At 60.3% G+C, this 22,189-nt stretch carries 21 protein-coding genes; 12 read left to right on the plus strand and 9 right to left on the minus strand.

Annotated features, from left to right (window positions below):
• Positions 1-42 precede the first annotated feature (42 nt).
• Together J2Y86_RS21985 and J2Y86_RS21990 are read left to right on the plus strand one after the other, a co-directional pair.
• A complete protein-coding gene (locus J2Y86_RS21985; RefSeq protein ID WP_253436299.1) occupies positions 43-1,770 on the plus strand; it encodes an ABC transporter ATP-binding protein/permease in 1,728 nt (575 codons plus the stop codon).
• A 267-nt stretch (positions 1,771-2,037) separates the two neighbouring features.
• A complete protein-coding gene (locus J2Y86_RS21990) occupies positions 2,038-2,787 on the plus strand; it encodes a FadR/GntR family transcriptional regulator (protein ID WP_253436302.1) in 750 nt (249 codons plus the stop codon).
• Here the strand turns inward: J2Y86_RS21990 and J2Y86_RS21995 are convergent.
• From J2Y86_RS21995 to J2Y86_RS22005, 3 genes are all read right to left on the minus strand, one after another.
• Positions 2,784-3,008, minus strand: a complete 225-nt coding sequence (locus J2Y86_RS21995; protein ID WP_253436305.1) for a hypothetical protein — start codon at positions 3,006-3,008, stop codon at positions 2,784-2,786. The two genes, J2Y86_RS21990 and J2Y86_RS21995, sit on opposite strands and share 4 nt — an antisense overlap.
• Before the next feature lie 179 nt (positions 3,009-3,187).
• A complete protein-coding gene (locus J2Y86_RS22000) occupies positions 3,188-3,379 on the minus strand; it encodes a hypothetical protein (RefSeq protein WP_253436308.1) in 192 nt (63 codons plus the stop codon).
• A 14-nt stretch (positions 3,380-3,393) separates the two neighbouring features.
• Positions 3,394-4,698: a phospholipase gene (locus J2Y86_RS22005; RefSeq protein WP_253436311.1), complete on the minus strand. Its 1,305-nt coding sequence runs from the start codon at positions 4,696-4,698 to the stop codon at positions 3,394-3,396.
• Positions 4,699-4,936: 238 nt separating this feature from the next.
• On the opposite strand from J2Y86_RS22005, the gene kdgD reads away from it, so the two are divergent.
• From kdgD to J2Y86_RS22030, 5 genes are all read left to right on the plus strand, one after another.
• Positions 4,937-5,848, plus strand: coding sequence for a 5-dehydro-4-deoxyglucarate dehydratase (gene kdgD / locus J2Y86_RS22010; RefSeq protein WP_008026855.1), 912 nt, complete (start codon positions 4,937-4,939; stop codon positions 5,846-5,848).
• A 60-nt stretch (positions 5,849-5,908) separates the two neighbouring features.
• A complete protein-coding gene (locus tag J2Y86_RS22015; protein ID WP_253436314.1) occupies positions 5,909-7,354 on the plus strand; it encodes an aldehyde dehydrogenase family protein in 1,446 nt (481 codons plus the stop codon).
• Between the two features lie 167 nt (positions 7,355-7,521).
• Positions 7,522-8,892, plus strand: a complete 1,371-nt coding sequence (locus J2Y86_RS22020) for an MFS transporter (RefSeq protein WP_253436318.1) — start codon at positions 7,522-7,524, stop codon at positions 8,890-8,892.
• A gap of 11 nt (positions 8,893-8,903) precedes the next feature.
• Positions 8,904-10,457 (plus strand): galactarate dehydratase, encoded by a 1,554-nt coding sequence (garD, locus tag J2Y86_RS22025; protein ID WP_253436321.1) that lies wholly within the window; start codon positions 8,904-8,906, stop codon positions 10,455-10,457.
• 186 nt (positions 10,458-10,643) lie between these two features.
• Positions 10,644-11,585, plus strand: coding sequence for an AEC family transporter (locus J2Y86_RS22030; protein ID WP_253436324.1), 942 nt, complete (start codon positions 10,644-10,646; stop codon positions 11,583-11,585).
• A gap of 129 nt (positions 11,586-11,714) precedes the next feature.
• Here J2Y86_RS22030 and J2Y86_RS22035 read toward each other — a convergent pair whose 3' ends face one another.
• The 6 genes from J2Y86_RS22035 to gatC form a co-directional block, all read right to left on the minus strand.
• Positions 11,715-12,095: a carboxymuconolactone decarboxylase family protein gene (locus J2Y86_RS22035; RefSeq protein ID WP_109627965.1), complete on the minus strand. Its 381-nt coding sequence runs from the start codon at positions 12,093-12,095 to the stop codon at positions 11,715-11,717.
• Positions 12,092-13,153, minus strand: coding sequence for a calcium/sodium antiporter (locus tag J2Y86_RS22040; protein ID WP_253436328.1), 1,062 nt, complete (start codon positions 13,151-13,153; stop codon positions 12,092-12,094). Before J2Y86_RS22040 ends, J2Y86_RS22035 begins: the two co-directional genes overlap by 4 nt.
• A gap of 50 nt (positions 13,154-13,203) precedes the next feature.
• The gene (locus J2Y86_RS22045; protein ID WP_253436331.1) at positions 13,204-13,578 is read right to left on the minus strand and encodes a septal ring lytic transglycosylase RlpA family protein; all 375 of its coding nucleotides are present in this window, start codon (positions 13,576-13,578) and stop codon (positions 13,204-13,206) included.
• A 149-nt stretch (positions 13,579-13,727) separates the two neighbouring features.
• On the minus strand, positions 13,728-15,173 hold the full coding sequence (gene gatB, locus J2Y86_RS22050; protein ID WP_253436333.1) for an Asp-tRNA(Asn)/Glu-tRNA(Gln) amidotransferase subunit GatB: 1,446 nt from the start codon (positions 15,171-15,173) through the stop codon (positions 13,728-13,730).
• 10 nt (positions 15,174-15,183) lie between these two features.
• Positions 15,184-16,635 carry an Asp-tRNA(Asn)/Glu-tRNA(Gln) amidotransferase subunit GatA gene (gatA, locus tag J2Y86_RS22055; protein WP_253436336.1) on the minus strand — a complete coding sequence of 484 codons (1,452 nt, stop codon included), beginning with the start codon at positions 16,633-16,635 and terminating at the stop codon, positions 15,184-15,186.
• A 16-nt stretch (positions 16,636-16,651) separates the two neighbouring features.
• Positions 16,652-16,939, minus strand: coding sequence for an Asp-tRNA(Asn)/Glu-tRNA(Gln) amidotransferase subunit GatC (gatC, locus tag J2Y86_RS22060; RefSeq protein ID WP_007901429.1), 288 nt, complete (start codon positions 16,937-16,939; stop codon positions 16,652-16,654).
• A gap of 215 nt (positions 16,940-17,154) precedes the next feature.
• Between gatC and mreB the strand changes: the two genes are divergently transcribed.
• The 5 genes from mreB (at position 17,155) to rng (ending at position 22,147) form a co-directional block, all read left to right on the plus strand.
• Positions 17,155-18,192, plus strand: a complete 1,038-nt coding sequence (gene mreB, locus J2Y86_RS22065) for a rod shape-determining protein MreB (RefSeq protein ID WP_002555108.1) — start codon at positions 17,155-17,157, stop codon at positions 18,190-18,192.
• A 140-nt stretch (positions 18,193-18,332) separates the two neighbouring features.
• Complete coding sequence (mreC, locus tag J2Y86_RS22070) at positions 18,333-19,499, plus strand: rod shape-determining protein MreC (RefSeq protein WP_367399729.1); 1,167 nt, start codon at positions 18,333-18,335, stop codon at positions 19,497-19,499.
• Positions 19,499-19,990, plus strand: coding sequence for a rod shape-determining protein MreD (gene mreD, locus J2Y86_RS22075; protein WP_008037410.1), 492 nt, complete (start codon positions 19,499-19,501; stop codon positions 19,988-19,990). Before mreC ends, mreD begins: the two co-directional genes overlap by 1 nt.
• A gap of 45 nt (positions 19,991-20,035) precedes the next feature.
• Positions 20,036-20,632 (plus strand): Maf family protein, encoded by a 597-nt coding sequence (locus tag J2Y86_RS22080; protein WP_253436342.1) that lies wholly within the window; start codon positions 20,036-20,038, stop codon positions 20,630-20,632.
• A 57-nt stretch (positions 20,633-20,689) separates the two neighbouring features.
• Positions 20,690-22,147: a ribonuclease G gene (gene rng, locus J2Y86_RS22085; RefSeq protein WP_253436345.1), complete on the plus strand. Its 1,458-nt coding sequence runs from the start codon at positions 20,690-20,692 to the stop codon at positions 22,145-22,147.
• Positions 22,148-22,189 lie beyond the last annotated feature (42 nt).

The following is a 22,189-nucleotide window of genomic DNA, read 5'->3' on the forward strand; positions in this document are numbered from 1 at the left end:
TGATCGGTTCGTGCGTGTTCTTTTCTTTATCGAGCCTTTTCCATGAATCAGAACGCTGAATATTCCGCGGTCAACGATGCTGTGCGCGGGCAGTTTTTTCGCAAAGTCTGGGCGATGATCACGCCTTACTGGCGCAGCGAAGAGAAGGTCAAGGCCTGGACGCTGCTGATCGCAGTGATTGCATTATCACTGGTCAGCGTGGGCATCTCGGTGTGGTTCAACACCTGGTACAAGGATTTCTACAACGCTCTGCAGCAAAAGGACGAAGCCGCGTTCTGGCGGTTGATCCTGTATTTCTGCGGGATTGCGGCGGTGGCGATCGTCGGCGCCGTGTACCGGCTCTACCTGACCCAGATGCTGACCATCCGCTGGCGGGCCTGGCTCACGGAAAAGCATTTCGCCCGCTGGCTCGGCAACAAGAATTACTACCAGCTGGAGCAGGGCGGTTATACCGATAACCCGGACCAGCGGATTTCCGAAGACCTCAACAACTTCACCTCGAACACTCTGGAACTGGGCATCGGTTTGCTGCGTAACATCGTCAGCCTGGTGTCGTTCTCGATCATTCTGTGGGGCGTTTCGGGCAGCATTGAAGTGTTCGGTTTTACCATTCCCGGCTATATGTTCTGGTGCGTGCTGGTCTATGCCGTGATCGGCAGCTGGCTGACCCATTTGATCGGCCGTCGCTTGATCGGCCTGAACAACAACCAACAACGTTTCGAAGCCGATCTGCGTTTCTCCATGGTCCGCGTCCGTGAAAATGCCGAAAGCATTGCCTTGTACAACGGTGAGCCGAATGAAAACCGTCGCTTGAGCAGCCGCTTCGGGCTGGTCTGGCACAACTTCTGGGACATCATGAAGGTGTCCAAGCGTCTGACGTTCTTTACCGCAGGTTACCAACAGGCGGCCATCATCTTTCCGTTCATGGTCGCCGCGCCACGTTATTTCGCCGGCAAGATCGAACTCGGTGAGCTGATGCAAATCAGTTCGGCGTTCGGCAATGTGCAGGAGAGTTTCAGCTGGTTTATCAGTGCGTACCAGAACCTCGCGTCGTGGCGCGCCACGTGTGATCGTCTGCTGAGTTTCCGTCAGGCCATGACCGACAACGAAGAGCGCGCACCCGCGATCGACGTGCAGAATTCGGGTTCGGCGTTGAAAGTGCAAAACCTGGGCCTCGACCTCGCGGATGGTCGTCACCTGCTGACCAACGCCGACATGACCGTGGAGGAGGGCGAGCGCGTGATGCTCAGCGGTCGTTCCGGCAGCGGCAAGTCCACGTTGCTGCGGGCTATGGGGCATCTGTGGCCGGCGGGTCATGGCAGCATTCGTCTGCCGGCGGCGCGTTATCTGTTCCTGCCGCAAAAACCTTACCTGCCGATTGGGACGCTGCGCGAAGCGCTGAGTTATCCACAGCCCGGCGAGACCTATTCGCAAGAGCGTTACGTTCACGTGCTGGAAACCTGTCGTTTGCCGCACCTGGTTTCGCGTCTGGATGAAGCGAATCACTGGCAACGCATGCTCTCGCCGGGTGAGCAACAGCGCCTGGCCTTTGCCCGAGCGCTGCTTTATGCGCCGCAGTGGCTGTACATGGACGAAGCGACCTCGGCGATGGACGAGGAGGATGAGGCGTCGTTGTACCAGGCGTTGATCGATGAGATTCCGGGGCTGAGCATCGTCAGCGTCGGGCATCGCAGCAGCCTGAAACGCTTCCACCCGCGGCATGTGCGCATCGACAATGGGCATCTGGTGGATCAGACCGTGACGGCATAAACACCACAATCCCTGGGGGATAAAGCCTTTGTGGCGAGGGGATTCATCGGAACGCCGCACCACCCCGTTCGGCGGCGCAGCCGTCGCAAATCCATCTGCACTCGGTGTACCTGCTGCACCGAGGCGGCAGGTTTTGGGATGGCTCCGCCATCCAGCGGGGATGAATCTCCTCGCCACAGTTCGCGCCCACAGGGAGTGGTGGTGATCGTACAACCGCGTTGCGCTATGATGCGGTTTCAGCCGAATTTTTCGAGACAGACGTTCCCCATGGAAAACCCGATCGACGTACCACGCCTCCCTCGCAAGCGCCGTAGCCTCGCACAGGAACTGGTGACGGTGCTGTCCGAGCAGATCCGCGACGGTCAACTCAAGCGCGGCGACAAGTTGCCCACCGAGTCGGCGATCATGGATGCCCATGGCGTCAGTCGCACCGTGGTGCGCGAAGCGATTTCCCGTTTGCAGGCGGCCGGGCAGGTGGAAACCCGCCACGGCATCGGCACCTTCGTGCTCGATACGCCGAGCCCGAGCGGTTTTCGTATCGACCCGGCCACCGTGGTGACGCTGCGTGATGTGCTGGCGATTCTGGAACTGCGCATCAGCCTCGAAGTGGAATCCGCCGGCCTCGCCGCACAACGCCGCAGCCCTGAACAGTTGGCGCTGATGCGCGCCGCGCTGGACGCCTTGAACGAAAGCGCGGCCCACGCCAGTGATGCCGTGGCCTCGGACTTTCAGTTCCACCTGCAAATCGCGCTGTCGACCGGCAACCGCTATTTCACCGACATCATGACCCACCTCGGCACCAGCATCATTCCGCGCACTCGACTCAACTCGGCGCGCCTGGCCCATGATGATCAGCAGCACTACATGAGCCGTCTGAGCCGTGAGCACGAAGAGATCTACGATGCGATTGCCCGTCAGGATTCCGATGCCGCGCGGGCGGCGATGCGCTTGCATTTGACCAACAGCCGCGAGCGGTTGCGTCATGCCCATGAAGAGGCTGAGGCGCAGCGGGGCTAGAGGTAAGGATCTTTCACCTCGATCGTTTTGTAATCCACGTACTCAATTGTGTCGTTCAGCAAAACCTTGAATATTTTCAGGGTGATTTCCCAGTACTGGCCGGGCAGTGTTTCAAACGCGACGATATCGCCCACACTCACATTCAGGTCAAAATCTGATGGCAACTCCTGAGCTGCATGTCTGGTTTTGGCAGGAAAGTTAAACCGATGGATTGTGCTCATGGGGCCTTCGCCTGTGCAGTGATTGACTGCCCGATTAAGCCTCGGAGGTAGGGGACTCGAAACTGTAAGAAATAACAGTTTCGATGAATGGTCAGTGTCAATCCGCCTTCGCCGCTGCGTCACAGATAATGCCATCGCGGGCGAACCCGCGATGGGGCCAGAAGCCTTCAAACCATCTTTCAGGCGGTTTTCAAAATCCCCCGGTCTACTCGCACCGTCAGTTTGGCTGCCTTGGGCCTGGCATCGAACGCCACGACCCCAGACTCACCCACCACCGCTTTGGCAATCGGCTTGCCATCCGCCAACAACTCCAGCGGCGCACCCTTCAGCGATTGGCCCGAGGCCAGTTCCAGTTTCAATTTGATGCTCATCATCGATCTCCTTATCAGGCCACGTTGCCAGTCGGGTTGTAGTCCTTGAGCAGCAGGTAAGTGCTCCAGCCCCACCAGTCATCCACCGTGGCGGTATCGTTCAGGTTGTTGACGTCCTTGCGCCGCAGCACCTTGGTGCCCTCGACCTTGAACAACGGCGAGAAATTGCCCGTCGGGCTCAACACCGCTTGCAGATCAGGCAGTTTTTTCAACGCTGCGAAGCTGCCTGGCGAAGGGGCGATGCCGCTGAGGTACGCCGCGAATATCTCATCCGCCGACACTTGAACCGCTTGATTGACCTGGAGGCGATTGGCGCTGTCGATTGCGTCGAAGTAGCGCTTGTCGCCATACGCGTGCCATTGCGCGCCATCGCCGTTGCGCACGTTAAGGCCGAACTTGCTGTCTTCGTCGTGCATGAAGCGGGTAATCAATGAGCCCAGATCACTCGGCGTGACCACCGCCGCCAACTGTTTGCGTGGCACGCGCAGGTGGCCGGCGGAAAACAGGTCGGTCAGGTAGTGATCGGCGAAAGCGTTCATCGCGTAAGCCAGTTCCAGCGCCTTGTCGTCGCCCGTGTTGTGGGCGATCACCGCTTGTTGCAACGCGGCGGTGTGCCCGGCGATATAGGCCAGCAGTGCCCACTCGGCAAAGTGATCGGCATTGTTGGCGGCCAGTTTCAGGTAGCGGCCCAATGGATAAAGGGCCGAAACGAAACTGCCGCCGCCGGTGATCCTGTTCCACTCTTCCGACAACGTATCACCCAGGGCGTCATACGCCTCGTGGGGTTGTTTGCCGTCCTTGATCGCCTGTTTGACGGCGACGATTTCCTTCTGCATGACACCGAGAATCAGCTTCGCTTCGGCATTGGACGCCGGCAGTACCGCCAGGGAATTGAAGGCCTCGGTAAATCGCTGAATCCGGTCGGCCGCGGTCGCGCCTTCGCTGATCGGTTTATCGGGAATGCCATAGAAATCGCCCCCCAGCGCAACGACTTGCCCATAGGTCAGCGCCAACCCGTTCGGCAAGTGCAGCTCGACCTGCGACGCCACTATCGCAGGGGCGTCCTTGACGAAACGCAGCAGCGTGTTGTCGCCGATGGCGGTGTGTTCACCCCCCTCGAACCTTAGTTGTGGCTTGCCTCTCAAGGCGTTGCCGGAAGCAGGGGTGGACGGTTGATGGGCGTCGGTGCCATGGGCGTCGAGGCGCAGGACCAGATGGTCATTACCCGTAATGGTGATGCCGTTTTCGGAAAACAGCTCATCCAGTCCAGCGATGACCTGCTTGGATTTTTCCGGCATTTGTGTGTGTAGACCTGACATTTCTATCTCCTTGATATGTCGTCGGTATGCTTTAATGTAACTGTATGTATATACAGTTGTTCGGAGCATAGAGGAGAACTTTCCTACGTCAAGAAAATACTTTTCCGACACACAATTTTTAGGTGCAGCGATGAAATGCAGTTGACGGTTGTTTTTTAAGTTGTACGATGACCTACAACTTCGGCGCAGGCCGAACGATTTCCTCACACACAAACGTGCTACCCAGGGTGTTCGAATAATGAATCCACAAGAACTGAAGTCCATCCTCTCTTCCGGTCTGCTGTCTTTCCCGGTTACCGATTTCAATGCTCAGGGCGACTTCAATCGCGCGGGTTACATCAAGCGTCTCGAATGGCTGGCCCCATACGGCGCCTCGGCTCTGTTCGCCGCGGGCGGCACCGGTGAGTTTTTCTCTCTGGCGGCCAGCGAATATTCGGAAATCATCAAGACGGCCGTCGACACTTGCGAAACCAGCGTGCCGATTCTCGCCGGTGTGGGTGGTTCGACCCGTCAAGCAATCGAGTACGCACAGGAAGCCGAGCGTCTGGGCGCCAAAGGTCTGTTGCTGCTGCCGCACTACCTGACCGAAGCCAGCCAGGACGGCGTTGCCGCCCACGTTGAAGCCGTGTGCAAATCGGTAAAAATCGGCGTGGTGGTTTACAACCGTAATGTGTGCCGCCTGACCGCTCCGTTGCTGGAACGTCTGGCCGAGCGCTGCCCGAACCTGATCGGCTACAAGGATGGCCTGGGCGATATCGAACTGATGGTGTCGATCCGTCGCCGCCTCGGCGATCGCTTCAGCTACCTGGGCGGTTTGCCGACCGCCGAAGTCTACGCCGCTGCCTACAAGGCGCTGGGCGTGCCGGTCTACTCCTCGGCGGTGTTCAACTTCATCCCGAAAACCGCGATGGATTTCTACCACGCCATCGCTCGCGAAGATCACGCCACTGTCGGCAAGATCATCGACGACTTCTTCCTGCCGTACCTGGACATCCGTAACCGCAAATCCGGTTACGCGGTGAGCATCGTCAAGGCCGGTGCGAAGATCGCTGGCTACGACGCCGGCCCTGTGCGTGCGCCGCTGACCGACCTGACCGGCGAAGAGTACGAAATGCTCGCCGCGCTGATCGACAAGCAAGGTGCGCAGTAACACACCCGATTAAACAAGGCCGCTGAGTGATCAGCGGCTTTTTGCGTGAGGAGAATTGTTGTGGCAGATGCAAAGCGTTTCGATAACTACATCAACGGTGAATGGGTTGCGGGCAGCGATTACTGCGCCAACATCAACCCGTCCGAACTGACCGATACCATCGGCAACTACGCCAAGGCTGATCTGGCCCAGGTCCACGCCGCCATCGACGCCGCTCGCGCGGCGTTTCCGGCCTGGTCCACTTCGGGTATTCAGGCGCGCCACGATTCACTGGATAAAGTCGGCACTGAAATCCTCGCTCGCCGCGAAGAGCTCGGCACCTTGCTGGCCCGTGAAGAAGGCAAGACCCTGCCTGAAGCCATCGGCGAAGTGACCCGCGCCGGTAATATCTTCAAGTTCTTCGCGGGTGAAACCCTGCGTCTGTCCGGTGATTACCTGCCGTCGGTACGTCCGGGCGTGAACGTCGAAGTCACTCGCGAAGCATTGGGCGTGGTTGGCCTGATTACCCCGTGGAACTTCCCGATTGCGATCCCGGCGTGGAAAATCGCCCCGGCCCTCGCTTACGGTAACTGCGTCGTGCTGAAACCGGCCGATCTGGTTCCGGGTTGCGCCTGGGCGCTGGCGGAAATCATCTCCCGCGCAGGCTTCCCGGCCGGCGTGTTCAACCTGGTGATGGGCAGCGGTCGCGTGGTTGGCGATGCGCTGGTGCAGAGCCCGAAAGTCGACGGCATCAGCTTTACCGGCTCCGTCGGTGTCGGTCGTCAGATCGCCGTCAGCTGCGTGTCGCGCCAAGCCAAAGTCCAGCTGGAAATGGGCGGCAAGAATCCGCAGATCATTCTCGATGACGCCGACCTCAAGCAAGCGGTCGAACTGTCGGTACAGAGCGCGTTCTACTCGACCGGCCAGCGTTGCACCGCCTCTAGCCGTTTCATCGTCACCGCCGGCATCCACGACAAATTCGTCGAAGCCATGGCCGAGCGCATGAAGTCGATCAAGGTCGGTCACGCGCTGAAAACCGGCACCGACATCGGTCCGGTGGTTTCGCAAGCGCAGCTTGAACAGGACATGAAGTACATCGACATCGGCCAGTCCGAAGGTGCGCGTCTGGTCAGCGGCGGTGGTCTTGTGACCTGCGACACCGAAGGCTACTACCTCGCGCCAACGCTGTTTGCCGACAGCGAAGCCGCGATGCGCATCAGCCGTGAAGAGATCTTTGGCCCGGTGGCCAACGTGGTTCGTGTGGCCGATTACGACGCTGCGCTGGCCATGGCCAACGACACCGAGTTCGGTTTGTCGGCAGGCATCGCCACCACGTCGCTGAAGTACGCCAACCACTTCAAGCGTCATTCCCAGGCCGGGATGGTGATGGTCAACCTGCCGACCGCCGGCGTGGATTACCACGTTCCGTTCGGTGGGCGTAAAGGCTCATCCTATGGTTCCCGCGAACAAGGTCGCTATGCGCAAGAGTTCTACACAGTCGTAAAAACGTCGTACATCGGTTCCTGACGCACCGCTATACCTGTGGGAGCTGGCTTGCCGGCGATAGCATCACCGCAAAGTGACTGACACTGCGCGGTGCCTGCATCGCGGACAAGCCCGGCTCCCACAGGAAATCAGCGCCTACAGAACATTGTTATTACCCGCATAAAAATAATCAGTGGGAGTACATCTACATGCAATCGACTCAGAAGCCGACTCACGTCCGCTATTTGATCCTGCTCATGCTTTTCCTCGTGACCACGATCAACTACGCCGACCGGGCTACCATCGCCATCGCCGGCTCCAGCCTGCAAAAAGACCTCGGCATCGACGCGGTCACCCTCGGTTACATCTTCTCTGCATTCGGTTGGGCCTACGTGGCCGGGCAAATTCCCGGTGGCTGGCTGCTGGACCGTTTCGGCTCGAAAAAAATCTACGCGCTGAGCATTTTCACCTGGTCATTGTTCACCGTGCTGCAGGGCTATGTCGGCGAGTTCGGCATGTCCACGGCGGTGGTTGCGCTGTTCATGCTGCGCTTCCTGGTAGGCCTGGCCGAAGCGCCATCCTTCCCCGGTAACGCACGCATCGTTGCGGCCTGGTTCCCGACCGCTGAACGTGGCACCGCTTCGGCGATCTTCAACTCGGCGCAATACTTCGCCACCGTGTTGTTCGCGCCGCTGATGGGCTGGATCGTCTACAGCTTCGGCTGGCAGCACGTGTTCATCGTCATGGGTGTGATCGGCATCATCTTCTCGGGCATCTGGCTGAAGGTGATCTACAGCCCGCGTCAGCACCCGATGATCAACGACGCCGAGTTCAAGCACATCGCCGACAACGGCGGCATGGTCGATATGGACCAGGACAAAGGCAAAGGCAAAAAAGGCGACGGTCCGAAGTGGGACTACATCCGCCAACTGCTGACCAACCGCATGATGCTCGGTGTGTATCTGGGCCAGTACTGCATCAACGGCATCACCTACTTCTTCCTGACCTGGTTCCCGGTATACCTGGTGCAAGAGCGCGGGATGACCATCCTCAAGGCCGGTTTCATCGCCTCGTTGCCGGCGATCTGCGGTTTCATCGGTGGCGTGCTCGGCGGGGTGATTTCCGATTACCTGCTGCGTAAGGGCCATTCCCTGACTTTCGCCCGCAAGGCGCCGATCATTGCCGGTTTGCTGGTTTCCAGCAGCATCGTGGCCTGCAATTATGTCGATGTTGAATGGATGGTCGTGGGCTTCATGGCCCTGGCATTCTTCGGCAAAGGCGTGGGTGCGCTGGGTTGGGCCGTGGTGTCCGACACGTCGCCGAAACAGATCGCCGGTCTGAGCGGTGGTCTGTTCAACACCTTCGGCAACATCGCTTCGATCACCACGCCAATCGTGATCGGCTACATCATCAGCTCTACAGGCTCGTTCAAATGGGCGCTGGTGTTTGTCGGCTGCAACGCACTGGTTGCCGTGTTCAGCTACCTGGTGATCGTGGGTCCGATCAAGCGTGTGGTACTTAAAGAGCCGCCCGTCAGCGGTCCTGAAACCAATAATAAATTGTCACAAGCGCATTCCTGAGGAGCGGCGTCATGCAGTTGATTGAACATTCCGACTCGCCGCGTTACATCCGCCTGCACGAACGGGACAACGTCGTGATCGTGGTCAACGATCAGGGCGTACCGGCAGGCACCGAGTTTCCCGATGGCCTGGTCACCGTGGACTTCGTGCCACAGAGCCACAAGGTCACCCTCGAAGACATCCCCGAGGGCGGCCAGGTGATTCGTTACGGCCAGACCATCGGCTACGCGTTGCAGCCGATTCCGCGCGGCAGCTGGGTCAAGGAAGATCAACTGCGCATGCCCACCGCGCCACCGCTGGACAGCTTGCCGCTGTCCACCGATGTGCCGGCGGCGCAGGCACCGCTGGAAGGCTTCACGTTCGAGGGTTATCGCAACGCCGACGGCACCGTCGGCACGCGCAACATTCTCGGGATTACGACCACGGTCCAGTGCGTCACCGGGGTGCTCGATCATGCGGTCAAGCGCATCAAGGATGAATTGCTGCCCAAGTACCCGAACGTCGATGACGTGGTGGCACTGACCCACAGCTACGGCTGCGGCGTGGCGATTACCGCCACCGACGCGTACATCCCGATTCGCACCGTGCGCAATCTGGCGCGCAACCCGAACCTGGGTGGCGAGGCGCTGGTGATCAGCCTGGGCTGCGAGAAATTGCAGGCCGGGCAGGTGATGCACGAGAACGACAGTTCGGTCGATCTCAGCGATCCGTGGCTGTACCGCTTGCAGGATTCGAGTCACGGCTTCACCGAAATGATCGAGCAGATCATGGCGCTGGCCGAGACCCGTTTGAAGAAGCTCGATCTACGTCGCCGGGAAACCGTGCCGGCCTCCGAGCTGATCCTCGGCATGCAGTGCGGCGGTAGCGATGCGTTCTCCGGGATCACCGCGAACCCGGCGTTGGGCTATGCCTCGGACCTGTTGCTGCGCGCGGGCGCGACGGTGATGTTTTCCGAAGTCACCGAAGTGCGCGATGCGATTTACCTGCTGACTTCCCGTGCGGAAACCGAGGAGGTCGCTCAGGAACTGGTGCGGGAAATGGACTGGTACGATCGTTACCTGGCCAAGGGCGAAGCGGACCGCAGCGCCAACACCACGCCGGGCAACAAGAAGGGCGGGTTGTCGAACATTGTCGAGAAGTCCCTGGGCTCGATCGTCAAATCCGGCAGCAGCGCGATCAACGGAGTGCTTGGCCCTGGCGAACGCTTCAAGCGTAAAGGCCTGATTTTCTGCGCGACCCCGGCCAGTGATTTTGTCTGCGGGACGTTGCAACTGGCGGCGGGAATGAACCTGCATGTGTTCACCACCGGGCGCGGTACGCCGTATGGTCTGGCGATGGCGCCGGTGGTGAAGGTGTCGACCCGGACTGAACTGGCGCAGCGCTGGCCGGACCTGATCGACATCGATGCCGGGCGGATTGCGACCGGACGCGCGTCGATCGAGGACCTCGGGTGGGAGTTGTTTCACTACTACCTGGACGTGGCCAGCGGCAAGAAGCAGACGTGGGCCGAGCAGCACAAGCTGCATAACGACATCACGTTGTTCAACCCGGCGCCGATCACTTAAGACCGCGTCATCGTTCATCGCGGGCAAGCCCGCTCCCACAGTGATCTTCGGTGTTCACACAATTTGTGCAACAACGACGCACCCTGTGGGAGCGGGCTTGCCCGCGATGGCGTTCTACCAGACGCCGATGTCTTCAGTGGCTTATCATTAGCCCCCTAACGACGCCCACCCAAGGTAACTCCCGGCATGCTGGCAATCTTCCTCGAAACCCTGAACATCACCGCGCCGGTGTTTGCCATGCTGTTTCTGGGTGTCGTGCTCAAGCGCATCAACTGGATCAACGACAATTTCATCCACACCGCGTCGGCCCTGGTGTTCAACGTCACCATGCCGGCGTTGCTGTTCCTGGGCATCCTGCACGCCGACCTGCGCGCCGCGTTGCAACCGGCGCTGCTGATCTATTTTTCGATTGCGACGCTGGTCAGCTTCGCCATCGCCTGGGGCTGGGCGATCCTGAGGTGTCCGCGTGAAGACCGCGGGATTTACACTCAAGGCGCGTTTCGCGGCAATAACGGGGTTATCGGCCTCGCTCTGGCCGCGAGCATGTACGGCGATTACGGGATTTCCCTCGGGGCGATTCTCGCGGCGCTGGTGATCCTGTTCTACAACACGCTCTCGACCATCGTGCTGGCGGTCTACAGCCCGGTGATCAAGTCCGATCCGTGGAGTATCTGCAAAAGCGTGATGATCAACCCGTTGATCATCAGCGTGTTTGCGGCGGCGCCGTTTGCGTATTTCAAGATCGGTCTGCCGGGCTGGCTGGAGACGTCCGGTCAGTACCTGGCGCAAACCACGTTGCCGTTGGCATTGATCTGCATCGGCGGCACGCTGTCGCTGGCGGCCATGCGCAAGAGCGGCAACATGGCGCTGAGTTCAAGCCTGGTGAAGATGATCGGCCTGCCGGTGCTGGCGACGCTGGGGGCTTGGTTGTGGGGCTTTCGCGGGGCGGAGTTGGGAATCTTGTTCCTGTACTTCGGCAGCCCGACCGCAGCGGCCAGTTTTGTCATGGCCCGACAGGCCGATGGCAATCATGAACTGGCGGCGGCGATCATTGTGATCACTACGCTGATGGCGGCGGTGACCACTAACATCGGGATCTTCCTGTTGCAGTGGGGGGGGTGGATCTAGCTTCGGGATTTGCAGTGGCCTTCAGGGCCTCTTCGCGGGCAAGCCTCGCTCCTACAGAGGATCTCCTAACCTGTAGGAGCGAGGCTTGCCCGCGAAGGTGCCAGTCCTTTCACCCCTAAATTCGAATATTCATTCCGGCTTCTGGTAGGTATCAATCACTTCCTGCGCCGCCCGAAACGCATCGATCGCCGCCGGCACGCCCGCATACACCGCGCAATGCAGCAACGCCTCGCGAATCTCTTCCACGGTGCACCCGTTGTTCAGCGCACCGCGCACGTGGCCTTTCAATTCCTGCGGGCACTTCAGCGCGGTCAGCGCGGCGAGGGTGATCAGGCTGCGGGTTTTCAGCGGCAGGCCTTCGCGATTCCACACGCTGCCCCAGGCGTGTTCATTGACGAAATCCTGCAACGGCTGGGTGAACTCTGTGGCATTGCCCAGCGCGCGGTCGACGAAGGCATCGCCCATCACTTGGCGGCGGACTTCAACGCCGGGCTTTTTATTATCGGTCATGGCAATTCCCTCTTGTGGTGTTGGCGACGCCAGGCGCGCAGCGACGTGAACAACAGAAACGCCACCAGCGCCGGCAGGACGAAAAACAGCATCAGGTGTTCAAGCTTGCCGGCCAGCGGCATGCCGGTGGTGAACGACACCACGTGCAGGCCGTAAGCCAGGTACAAGCCCAAAAACAGCAGACCTTCGGCGCGTGTCACCCGATACCCGGAATAGAACACCGGCAGGCACAGCGCCGCGACGCCGAGCATCACCGGCAAGTCGAAATCCAGTGCGTTGGGCGAGACCGACAACGGTGACGGCGCGATCAGCGCTGTCACGCCCAGCACCCCCAAAAGGTTGAACAGGTTGCTGCCGATCACGTTACCGACGGCGATGTCACGCTGACCACGTAACGCCGCGATCAACGAGGTGGCCAGCTCCGGCAAGGACGTGCTGACGGCGACGATGGTCAGGCCGATGATCCTTTCCGACAGCCCTAGGTCAGTGGCGACCGACACCGCAGCGCCCAACAGCAAGTGCCCGGCGTATACCAGCATCGCGAGGCCGGCGACGATCATCAGCAGGCTGCTGAACCACGGCACTTGCGGGACGTCATGCGTTGTCGATTGCGGACGGACCGAGTGCCGCGACTGTCGCAGCAACAAGCCCAGATACAGTGCCAGCGCCGTCAGCAGCATCACGCCATCGACGCGGGTCAGTTCTTTATTCCAGGCCAGAACAAACACCAGCAGGCTGGCGCCGATCATCAACGGAATGTCCAGGCGCACCAGTTGCCGCGAAACCCGCAGCGGGGTGATCAGCGCCGAGAGCCCGAGGGTGACGAGGATGTTGAAGATGCTGCTGCCAATCACGCTGCCGACGGCGATGTCGGCGTTTTGTGCCAGGGTGGCTTGCAGGCTGACCGCCATCTGCGGCGCGCTGCTGCCCAGGGCGACGATGGTCAGGCCGATGATCAGCGGTCGTACATGCAGGCGCGCGGCGAGACGCACGGCGGCGCGCACCATCAGCTCAGCGCCGGCGATCAGCAACAGCAAGCCGCTGAGCAATTCAATCACGCTGATCAGGGGTATATCGGCAAGTCCGAAAATGGTTGGCGCTCCGTCTATCAGTCGTCGAGGGCTTGTACGCGAACCTTCGCGGTGCCACTGCGCATCATGCCCAACTGTTCGGCCGCTTCACGTGACACGTCGATCAGGCGCCCACGAGAGTATGGCCCGCGGTCGTTGATGCGCACCACGCAGGACCTGTCGTTATTCAGGTTGGTAATCTTCACCCGGGTGCCGAATGGCAACTGGCGATGGGCGGCGGTCAGGCCGTGCTGGTTGAAACGCTCGCCGCTGGCGGTGCGTTTGCCATGGTGTTTGGCGCCGTAATACGAAGCTACGCCGGACTTGTCGTAGCCGTGTGGATCAACAACATCCGTGCTGGCGCAACCGGCCAGCAGAGAGAGCAGGGCGCAGGCACTGAGCAGACGCTTCATAAAAGGTATCCCGGAAACAAATGTGGGAGCGGGCTTGCTCGCGAATGCATTCTGACAGTCAACCTTGTGTTGAGGGCCGAACTGCTTTCGCGAGCAAGCCCGCTCCCACAAGGGAATGGAGCCAGGCTTAAGATCTGGCTCCATTCCGGTCAGCCTTCGAGCTTGCTTTTCAGCAGTTCGTTGACCTGTTGCGGGTTGGCCTTGCCTTTGGAGGCTTTCATGGCCTGGCCGACGAAGAAGCCGAACATCTTGCCGCGTTTGGCTTCGTCTGCCGCACGGTATTGTTCGACCTGCTCGGCGTTGGCCGCGAGCATTTCGTCCAGCACCGCCGAGATTGCGCCGGTGTCGGTCACCTGCTTGAGGCCGCGCTTGTCGATGATCTCGTCGGCGCTGCCTTCGCCGTTGGCCATGGCTTCAAACACCACTTTGGCGATCTTGCCGGAGATGGTGTTGTCCTTGATCCGCAGCAGCATGCCGCCCAGTTGCTCGGCCGAAACCGGCGACTGCTCGATGTCCAGGCCCTGTTTGTTCAACAGGCTGCCCAGTTCAACCATCACCCAGTTGGCCGCCAGTTTGGCGTCGCCGCCAATGCTCACGACTTTCTCGAAGTAATCGGCTTGCTCGCGGCTGGTGGCCAGGACGCTGGCGTCGTAGACCGACAGACCGAACTGCTCCTGGAAACGCTCGCGTTTTTGCGGTGGCAATTCCGGCAGTGTGGCGCGCACGTCATTGAGGAACGAGTCCTCGATGACCACCGGCAGCAGGTCCGGATCGGGGAAGTAGCGGTAGTCGTTGGCTTCCTCTTTGCTGCGCATCGGACGGGTCTCGTCCTTGTTCGGATCGTACAGGCGAGTCTGCTGGATCACTTTGCCGCCGTCTTCGATCAGCTCGATCTGACGCTGCACTTCGCTGTTGATCGCTTTCTCGATGAACCGGAACGAGTTGACGTTCTTGATCTCGCAGCGGGTGCCGAACTCAACCTGACCTTTAGGACGGATCGACACGTTGCAGTCGCAACGCAGCGAGCCTTCGGCCATGTTGCCGTCGCAAATGCCCAGGTAACGCACCAGCGCGTGGATCGTCTTGACATAAGCCACGGCTTCCTTGGCGCTGCGCATGTCCGGCTCGGACACGATTTCCAGCAGCGGTGTGCCGGCACGGTTCAGGTCGATGCCGGTGGCGCCGTTGAACTCTTCGTGCAGGCTTTTGCCGGCGTCTTCTTCCAGGTGCGCACGGGTCACGCCGACACGTTTGATCGTGCCGTCTTCCATGGCGATGTCCAGGTGACCCTTGCCGACAATCGGCAACTCCATCTGGCTGATCTGGTAGCCCTTCGGCAGGTCCGGGTAGAAATAGTTTTTACGGGCGAACACGTTGTGCTGGCCAATCTCGGCATCGATCGCCAGACCGAACATCACCGCCATGCGCACCGCTTCCTGGTTCAGCACCGGCAGTACGCCGGGCATGCCGAGGTCAACCAGGCTGGCCTGGGTGTTCGGCTCGGAACCGAACGTGGTGGAACTACCGGAAAAGATTTTCGACCGGGTGGTGAGCTGGGTGTGAATCTCCAGCCCGATCACGACTTCCCATTGCATGTGTGTCTCCTCAGAAGCCGGTTGGGGTGCGGGTGTGCCAGTCAGTGTTCAACTGATACTGGTGGGCAACGTTCAACAGGCGACCTTCCTGGAAATACGGCGCGAGCAGTTGCACGCCCACCGGCAGGCCATCGACGAAACCGGCTGGCATGGACAAGCCCGGCAGACCGGCGAGGTTGGCGGTGATGGTGTAGACGTCTTCCAGGTACGCAGCGACCGGGTCGCTGTTCTTGGCGCCGAGCTTCCAGGCCGGGTTCGGCGTGGTTGGGCCGAGGATGATGTCGACCTCATTGAAGGCGGCCATGAAGTCGTTCTTGATCAAGCGACGAATCTTCTGCGCCTTCAGGTAATAGGCATCGTAGTAGCCGGCAGACAGCGCGTAGGCACCGACCATGATCCGGCGCTGCACTTCCGCGCCGAAACCTTCACCACGGGAACGCTTGTACAGGTCTTCCAGGTTTTTCGGGTCTTCGCAGCGATGGCCGAAACGCACGCCGTCGAAGCGCGACAGGTTGGAAGAAGCTTCTGCCGGGGCGATCACGTAGTACGCAGGAATCGCGTGCTGCATGTTCGGCAGGCTGATTTCCTTGACCACGGCGCCGAGTTTTTTCAGCTCTTCGACACTGGCCATGACCAGGTCGGCGATACGCGGGTCCAGGCCGGCGCTGAAGTATTCCTTCGGCACGCCGATGCGCAGGCCCTGCAGCGAACCGTTGAGGCTGGCGCTGTAGTCAGGCACCGGCTCGTCGATGCTGGTGGAATCCTGCGGATCGAAACCGGCCATGCCTTGCAGCAGGATCGCGCAGTCTTCGGCGGTGCGGGCCAGAGGGCCGCCCTGATCGAGGCTGGACGCGTAGGCGATCATGCCCCAGCGCGAAACGCGACCGTACGTCGGTTTCAGGCCGGTGAGGTTGGTCAGTGCAGCAGGCTGGCGGATCGAGCCGCCGGTATCGGTACCGGTAGCCGCCGGCAACAGGCGAGCGGCAACGGCTGCAGCCGAACCACCGGACGAACCGCCGGGCACGTGTTCCAGGTTCCACGGGTTTTTCACCGCGCCGTAGTAGCTCGATTCGTTGGCCGACCCCATGGCGAATTCGTCCATGTTGGTCTTGCCCAGCGTCACCGCGCCGGCGGCCGCCAGTTTGGCAACCACGGTGGCGTCGTACGGTGCTTTGAAGTTGTCGAGCATCTTCGAACCGCAGCTGGTGCGGATGCCCTGGGTGCAGAACAGGTCTTTGTGCGCGATCGGCGCGCCGAGCAGGGCGCCGCTCTCACCATTGGCACGGCGTGCGTCAGCGGCTTTCGCCTGCTGGAGCGCCAGGTCTTCGGTGAGGCTGATGAAGCTGTTGAGCTGAGGATCGAGCTGGGCGATGCGCGCCAGCAGGGTTTTGGTCAGCTCTTCGGAAGAAAACTTTTTATCGGCGAGTCCGCGGGCGATCTCGGCCAGAGTCAATTGATGCATTGCAGGCTCTTTCCCTTTAGTCGATGACTTTCGGAACCAGGTACAGGCCGTTTTCGACCGCTGGTGCGATGGACTGATAGGCCTCGCGATGATTGGTCTCGGTCACGACATCCGCACGCAGGCGCTGGCTGGCTTCCAGTGGGTGGGCGAGCGGCTCGATACCGTCGGTATTGACCGCCTGCATTTCGTCGACCAGCCCGAGAATGCTGTTCAGGGCCGAAGTAATGTGTGGAAGATCGGCATCATTAAGGCCCAGACAGGCCAGATGAGCGATTTTTTCCACGTCGGAGCGTTCAAGCGCCATGGGATTCTCCAGTGGAAGGAAAACAGAACGGATGCTATCCGTGTGTTAGATTGTCGGAACACTACCGCATTTCTACGGTCATAAGGCCGCGATTGTGGGGGTTGGTGCACAGAAAAGCGGCCAATTTAACATGATTGGCGCCTTGCCCAAAATCCCTGTCGTTGTTAGAGTTTGCCGCACTTTTTTACCCACGCGTTGCCTAGGGTCCCTTTCCCATGTTCAAGAAACTGCGTGGCATGTTTTCCAGCGATCTTTCCATTGACCTGGGCACTGCCAACACCCTTATTTACGTGCGCGAGCGCGGCATCGTCCTGAATGAGCCATCGGTTGTGGCTATTCGGACACACGGTAACCAGAAAAGTGTCGTTGCTGTCGGCACCGAGGCCAAGCGCATGCTCGGCCGTACGCCGGGCAACATCGCGGCCATTCGTCCGATGAAGGACGGCGTCATTGCCGACTTCAGCGTTTGCGAAAAGATGCTGCAGTACTTTATCAACAAGGTTCACGAAAACAGCTTCCTGCAGCCGAGCCCTCGTGTGCTGATCTGCGTTCCGTGCAAATCCACCCAGGTTGAGCGTCGAGCCATCCGTGAATCGGCCCTTGGTGCCGGCGCACGTGAAGTGTTCCTGATCGAAGAGCCAATGGCCGCTGCGATCGGTGCCGGCCTGCCGGTTGAAGAAGCCCGCGGCTCGATGGTTGTCGATATCGGTGGTGGTACCACTGAAATCGCGCTGATCTCCCTGAACGGTGTGGTTTACGCCGAATCCGTACGGGTTGGCGGCGACCGCTTCGACGAAGCGATCATCACCTACGTGCGTCGCAACTACGGCAGCCTGATCGGCGAATCCACCGCCGAGCGCATCAAGCAGGAAATCGGTACTGCCTACCCGGGCGGCGAAGTTCGTGAAGTCGACGTTCGTGGCCGTAACCTGGCCGAAGGCGTTCCACGTGCATTCACCCTGAACTCCAATGAAGTGCTGGAAGCTCTGCAAGAGTCGCTGGCCACCATCGTTCAGGCAGTGAAAAGCGCGCTGGAGCAATCGCCTCCGGAGCTGGCTTCCGATATCGCCGAGCGTGGCCTGGTACTGACCGGTGGTGGCGCCTTGCTGCGTGACCTCGACAAGTTGCTGGCCCAGGAAACCGGTCTGCCGGTGATCGTTGCCGAAGACCCGCTGACCTGCGTTGCTCGCGGCGGTGGCCGTGCATTGGAAATGATGGATAAACACACCATGGACCTGCTGTCGAGCGAGTGATCTCGCCCGATGCATCTATGCTGTTGAGCGCGCAGGCGGCACTTTGCAGTGCTGCCTGTTTGCGTTTACCTTCTGTCAGTCTGTATCCAGGCCGGTCTGCCGTATGAATAAACAAAACATTTGCCTGGGAGGAGCGGCTTATTAAACCGCTTTTCACCAAAGGGCCTTCACTGGGCGTGCGCTTGTTGGTGCTGGTCGTGCTATCGGTCGCGCTGATGGTGGTCGATGCCCGCTTCACACTGCTCAAGCCAGTGCGTAGCCAGATGTCGCTGGTGCTGATGCAGTCTTACTGGATCACCGACCTGCCGCAGCGGCTATGGCAAGGTGTGGCCAGCCAGTTTGGCAGCCGTACCGAACTGGTCGCCGAAAACGAAAAACTCAAGACCGAAAACCTGCTGCTGCAGGGTCGCATGCAAAAGCTTGCCGCCCTCACCGAGCAGAACGTTCGGCTGCGCGAGTTGCTCAATTCCTCTGCGCTGGTCAACGAGAAGGTCGAAGTGGCCGAGTTGATCGGCATGGACCCCAACCCCTTCACCCATCGCATCATCATCAATAAAGGTGAGCGTGACGGTGTGGTCCTCGGCCAGCCGGTGCTCGATGCCCGCGGCCTGATGGGCCAGGTGGTCGAGTTGATGCCGTACACCTCCCGTGTACTGCTGCTGACTGACACCACCCACAGCATTCCGGTGCAGGTGAACCGTAACGGTCTGCGGGCGATTGCCAGCGGCACCGGCAACCCTGAACGCCTGGAATTGCGCCACGTGGCCGACACGGCGGATATCAAGGAAGGCGATCTGCTGGTCAGCTCCGGTCTCGGCCAGCGGTTCCCGGCGGGTTACCCGGTGGCGACGGTCAGGGAAGTGATCCACGATTCCGGCCAGCCGTTCGCCATTGTTCGCGCCGTGCCGACAGCCGCATTGAACCGCAGTCGTTACTTGCTGCTGGTGTTCAGCGACACCCGTACGCCGGAAGAGCGCGCAAACGATGCCGCTCAGGCCCAGGAAAACCTCGACGCGCAGGGCGGCGGGCCAATCATTCCCGCGACCGTGCCGAAACCTGTCGGCGTGATAGCCCCGGCTGCCGCTGCAGTCCCGGCCGCTCCCGCCGCTGCGCCTGCACCTGCGACGGCTACCCCGGCCAAACCGGCTGCCGCCACCCCGGCCAAACCCGCTGCCGCACATCCCGCCGCCACCAAGCCGCCCGCGACGACGCCGGCCGCCAAACCACCGGCGACGCAACCTGCTGTAGTGAAGCCTGCTGCCAAACCGCCTGTCTCCGCGCCGGCCACCCCAGGGGGAAGAGAATAATGGTCGGTGCTACCGCCTCCCGAAACGGCTGGATGATCTGGCTGACATTCGCCATCGGCATGCTGCTCAGCGTTTCGCCGCTGCCGCAATTCATGGAAATCCTTCGTCCGCTCTGGCTCGCTTTGCTGTTGGCGTTCTGGGCGCTGGCCCTGCCACAGAAAGTCGGCATGGTCACTGCATGGTGCCTGGGCCTGGCCGAAGACGTGCTCTACGGCACGTTGCTGGGCCAGAACGCATTGATCCTGACGCTCATCACCTTCCTGGTGCTGTCGCTGCAACAACGGCTGCGGATGTTCCCGATGTGGCAGCAGAGTCTGGTGATCCTGGTGATCTTCGGCCTCGCGCAGCTTGTGCAACTCTGGCTCAGCGCCCTGACCGGCAACCGTCAGCCAACGCTGGCGCTGGTATTGCCGGCACTGGTCAGCGCGTTGCTCTGGCCGTGGATCAGCTTCGGTTTGCGCGGTCTGCGTCGACGTTACAAAATCAATTAATTCGGTTCAGGCATTTGCCCACACCTCGACAAGGGAGATGTCTTGATGAAACGGTTGTACCTTGCCTCAGGCTCGCCGCGTCGGCGTGAACTGCTCACGCAGATCGGCGTGCCGTTCTCCGCCATCAGCGCGGACATCGATGAAACCCCTTTGAATCATGAATCGCCGTCGGCCTATGTCGAGCGCCTTGCGCGCGGCAAGGCTGAAGCCGGGCGCCGCACGGTTGTGTCCGACGCCGCATCCTGCGTGCTGGGTGCCGATACCGCGGTGGTGCTGGACGGGAAAATTCTCGGCAAACCGGTGGACGAAGCCGATGCGTGCGCCATGCTTATGATGCTGGCGGGTCAAGAACACGAAGTGCTGACCGCCATTGCCGTCCTTGACGGTGAGCGTTGCGAGTCACGGGTTGTGCGCAGCCTGGTACGTTTTCGCCCCATCGGCCGCGATGAAGCGGCGGCCTACTGGGCCAGTGGCGAACCGCGGGACAAGGCCGGTGGCTATGGCATTCAAGGCCTGGGTGCGGTGTTTGTCGCCCAGCTGACCGGAAGCTATTCCGCGGTAGTCGGGCTGCCGCTGTGCGAAACCGCTGAGCTGCTCGGGCATTTCGGCATACCCTGTTGGCAAACCCTTAACGCGCGCTGAGCGTCGTACTGACAAGATGCGGCCATTATCGTGAACATGCCTGAACGAGACCCTGCCATGAGTGAAGAGATCCTGATCAACATCACGCCGATGGAATCGCGCGTGGCGGTGGTTGAAAACGGTGTCCTGCAAGAGGTCCACGTCGAACGCACGCAAAAGCGCGGAATCGTCGGCAACATCTACAAAGGCAAGGTCGTGCGGGTATTGCCGGGCATGCAGGCGGCTTTCGTCGACATCGGCCTGGACCGCGCCGCGTTCATTCATGCGTCGGAAATTTCTCTGCGTGAAGGCCCTGCGGTCGAGAGCATCAGCGCGCTGGTTCACGAAGGCCAGAGCCTGGTGGTGCAAGTCACCAAGGACCCGATCGGTTCCAAGGGCGCACGCCTGACCACGCAACTGTCGATTCCTTCGCGTTATCTGGTGTACATGCCGCGCACTGCACACGTCGGCATTTCCCTGAAGATCGAAGACGAAGCCGAGCGCGAACGCCTCAAGCAAGTGGTCACCGATTGCGTGGCCAAAGAAGGCATCAAGGAAGCCGGCGGCTTCATTTTGCGTACCGCCGCCGAAGGCGCCGGGGCCGATGAGATCCTCATGGACATCCGCTACCTGCGCAGGCTCTGGGACCAGATCAGCGAGCAGATCAAAACCATCAGCGCGCCAAGCGTGATCTACGAAGACCTGGGGCTGGCCTTGCGCACCCTGCGCGATCTGGTGAGCCCGAAGATCGAGAAGATCCGCATCGATTCCCGGGAAACCTTCCAGAAAACCACGCAGTTCGTTGCCGAACTGATGCCGGAAATCGCCGATCGCCTGGAACATTACCCGGGCGAGCGGCCAATTTTCGACCTGTACGGCGTCGAAGACGAAATCCAGAAAGCCCTCGAGCGCAAAGTGCCGCTCAAGTCCGGCGGTTACCTGGTGGTCGATCCGGCGGAAGCCATGAGCACCATCGACGTCAACACCGGTGCATTCGTCGGCCATCGCAACCTCGAAGAAACCATCTTCAAGACCAACCTCGAAGCCGCGACCGCCATTGCTCGCCAGCTGCGCCTGCGCAACCTGGGCGGGATCATCATCATCGACTTCATCGACATGGAAGACGAAGAGCACCAGCGTCAGGTGCTGCGCACGCTTGAGAAACAGCTGGAGCGCGATCACGCCAAGACCAACATCATCGGCATCACCGAGCTGGGCCTGGTGCAGATGACCCGCAAGCGCACCCGCGAAAGCCTCGAACAAGTGTTGTGCGAACCGTGCAGCAGTTGCCAGGGCCGCGGCAAGCTCAAGACGCCGGAAACCGTTTGCTACGAAATCTTCCGCGAAATTCTCCGCGAGGCTCGCGCCTATCAGGCGGAAGGCTATCGTGTATTGGCGAACCAGAAAGTCGTCGACCGCCTGCTGGATGAAGAGTCGGGCAACGTTGCCGAGCTCGAAGGTTTTATCGGACGCACGATTCGGTTCCAGGTGGAAACCATGTATTCCCAGGAACAATACGACGTGGTGCTGCTCTGAATCGCTGTGTTTTACCCCCACTAGAACGGCTGGCCTCAGCTT

This window comes from Pseudomonas migulae (genome assembly GCF_024169315.1).
Taxonomy (GTDB): Bacteria; Pseudomonadota; Gammaproteobacteria; order Pseudomonadales; family Pseudomonadaceae; genus Aquipseudomonas; species Aquipseudomonas migulae_B.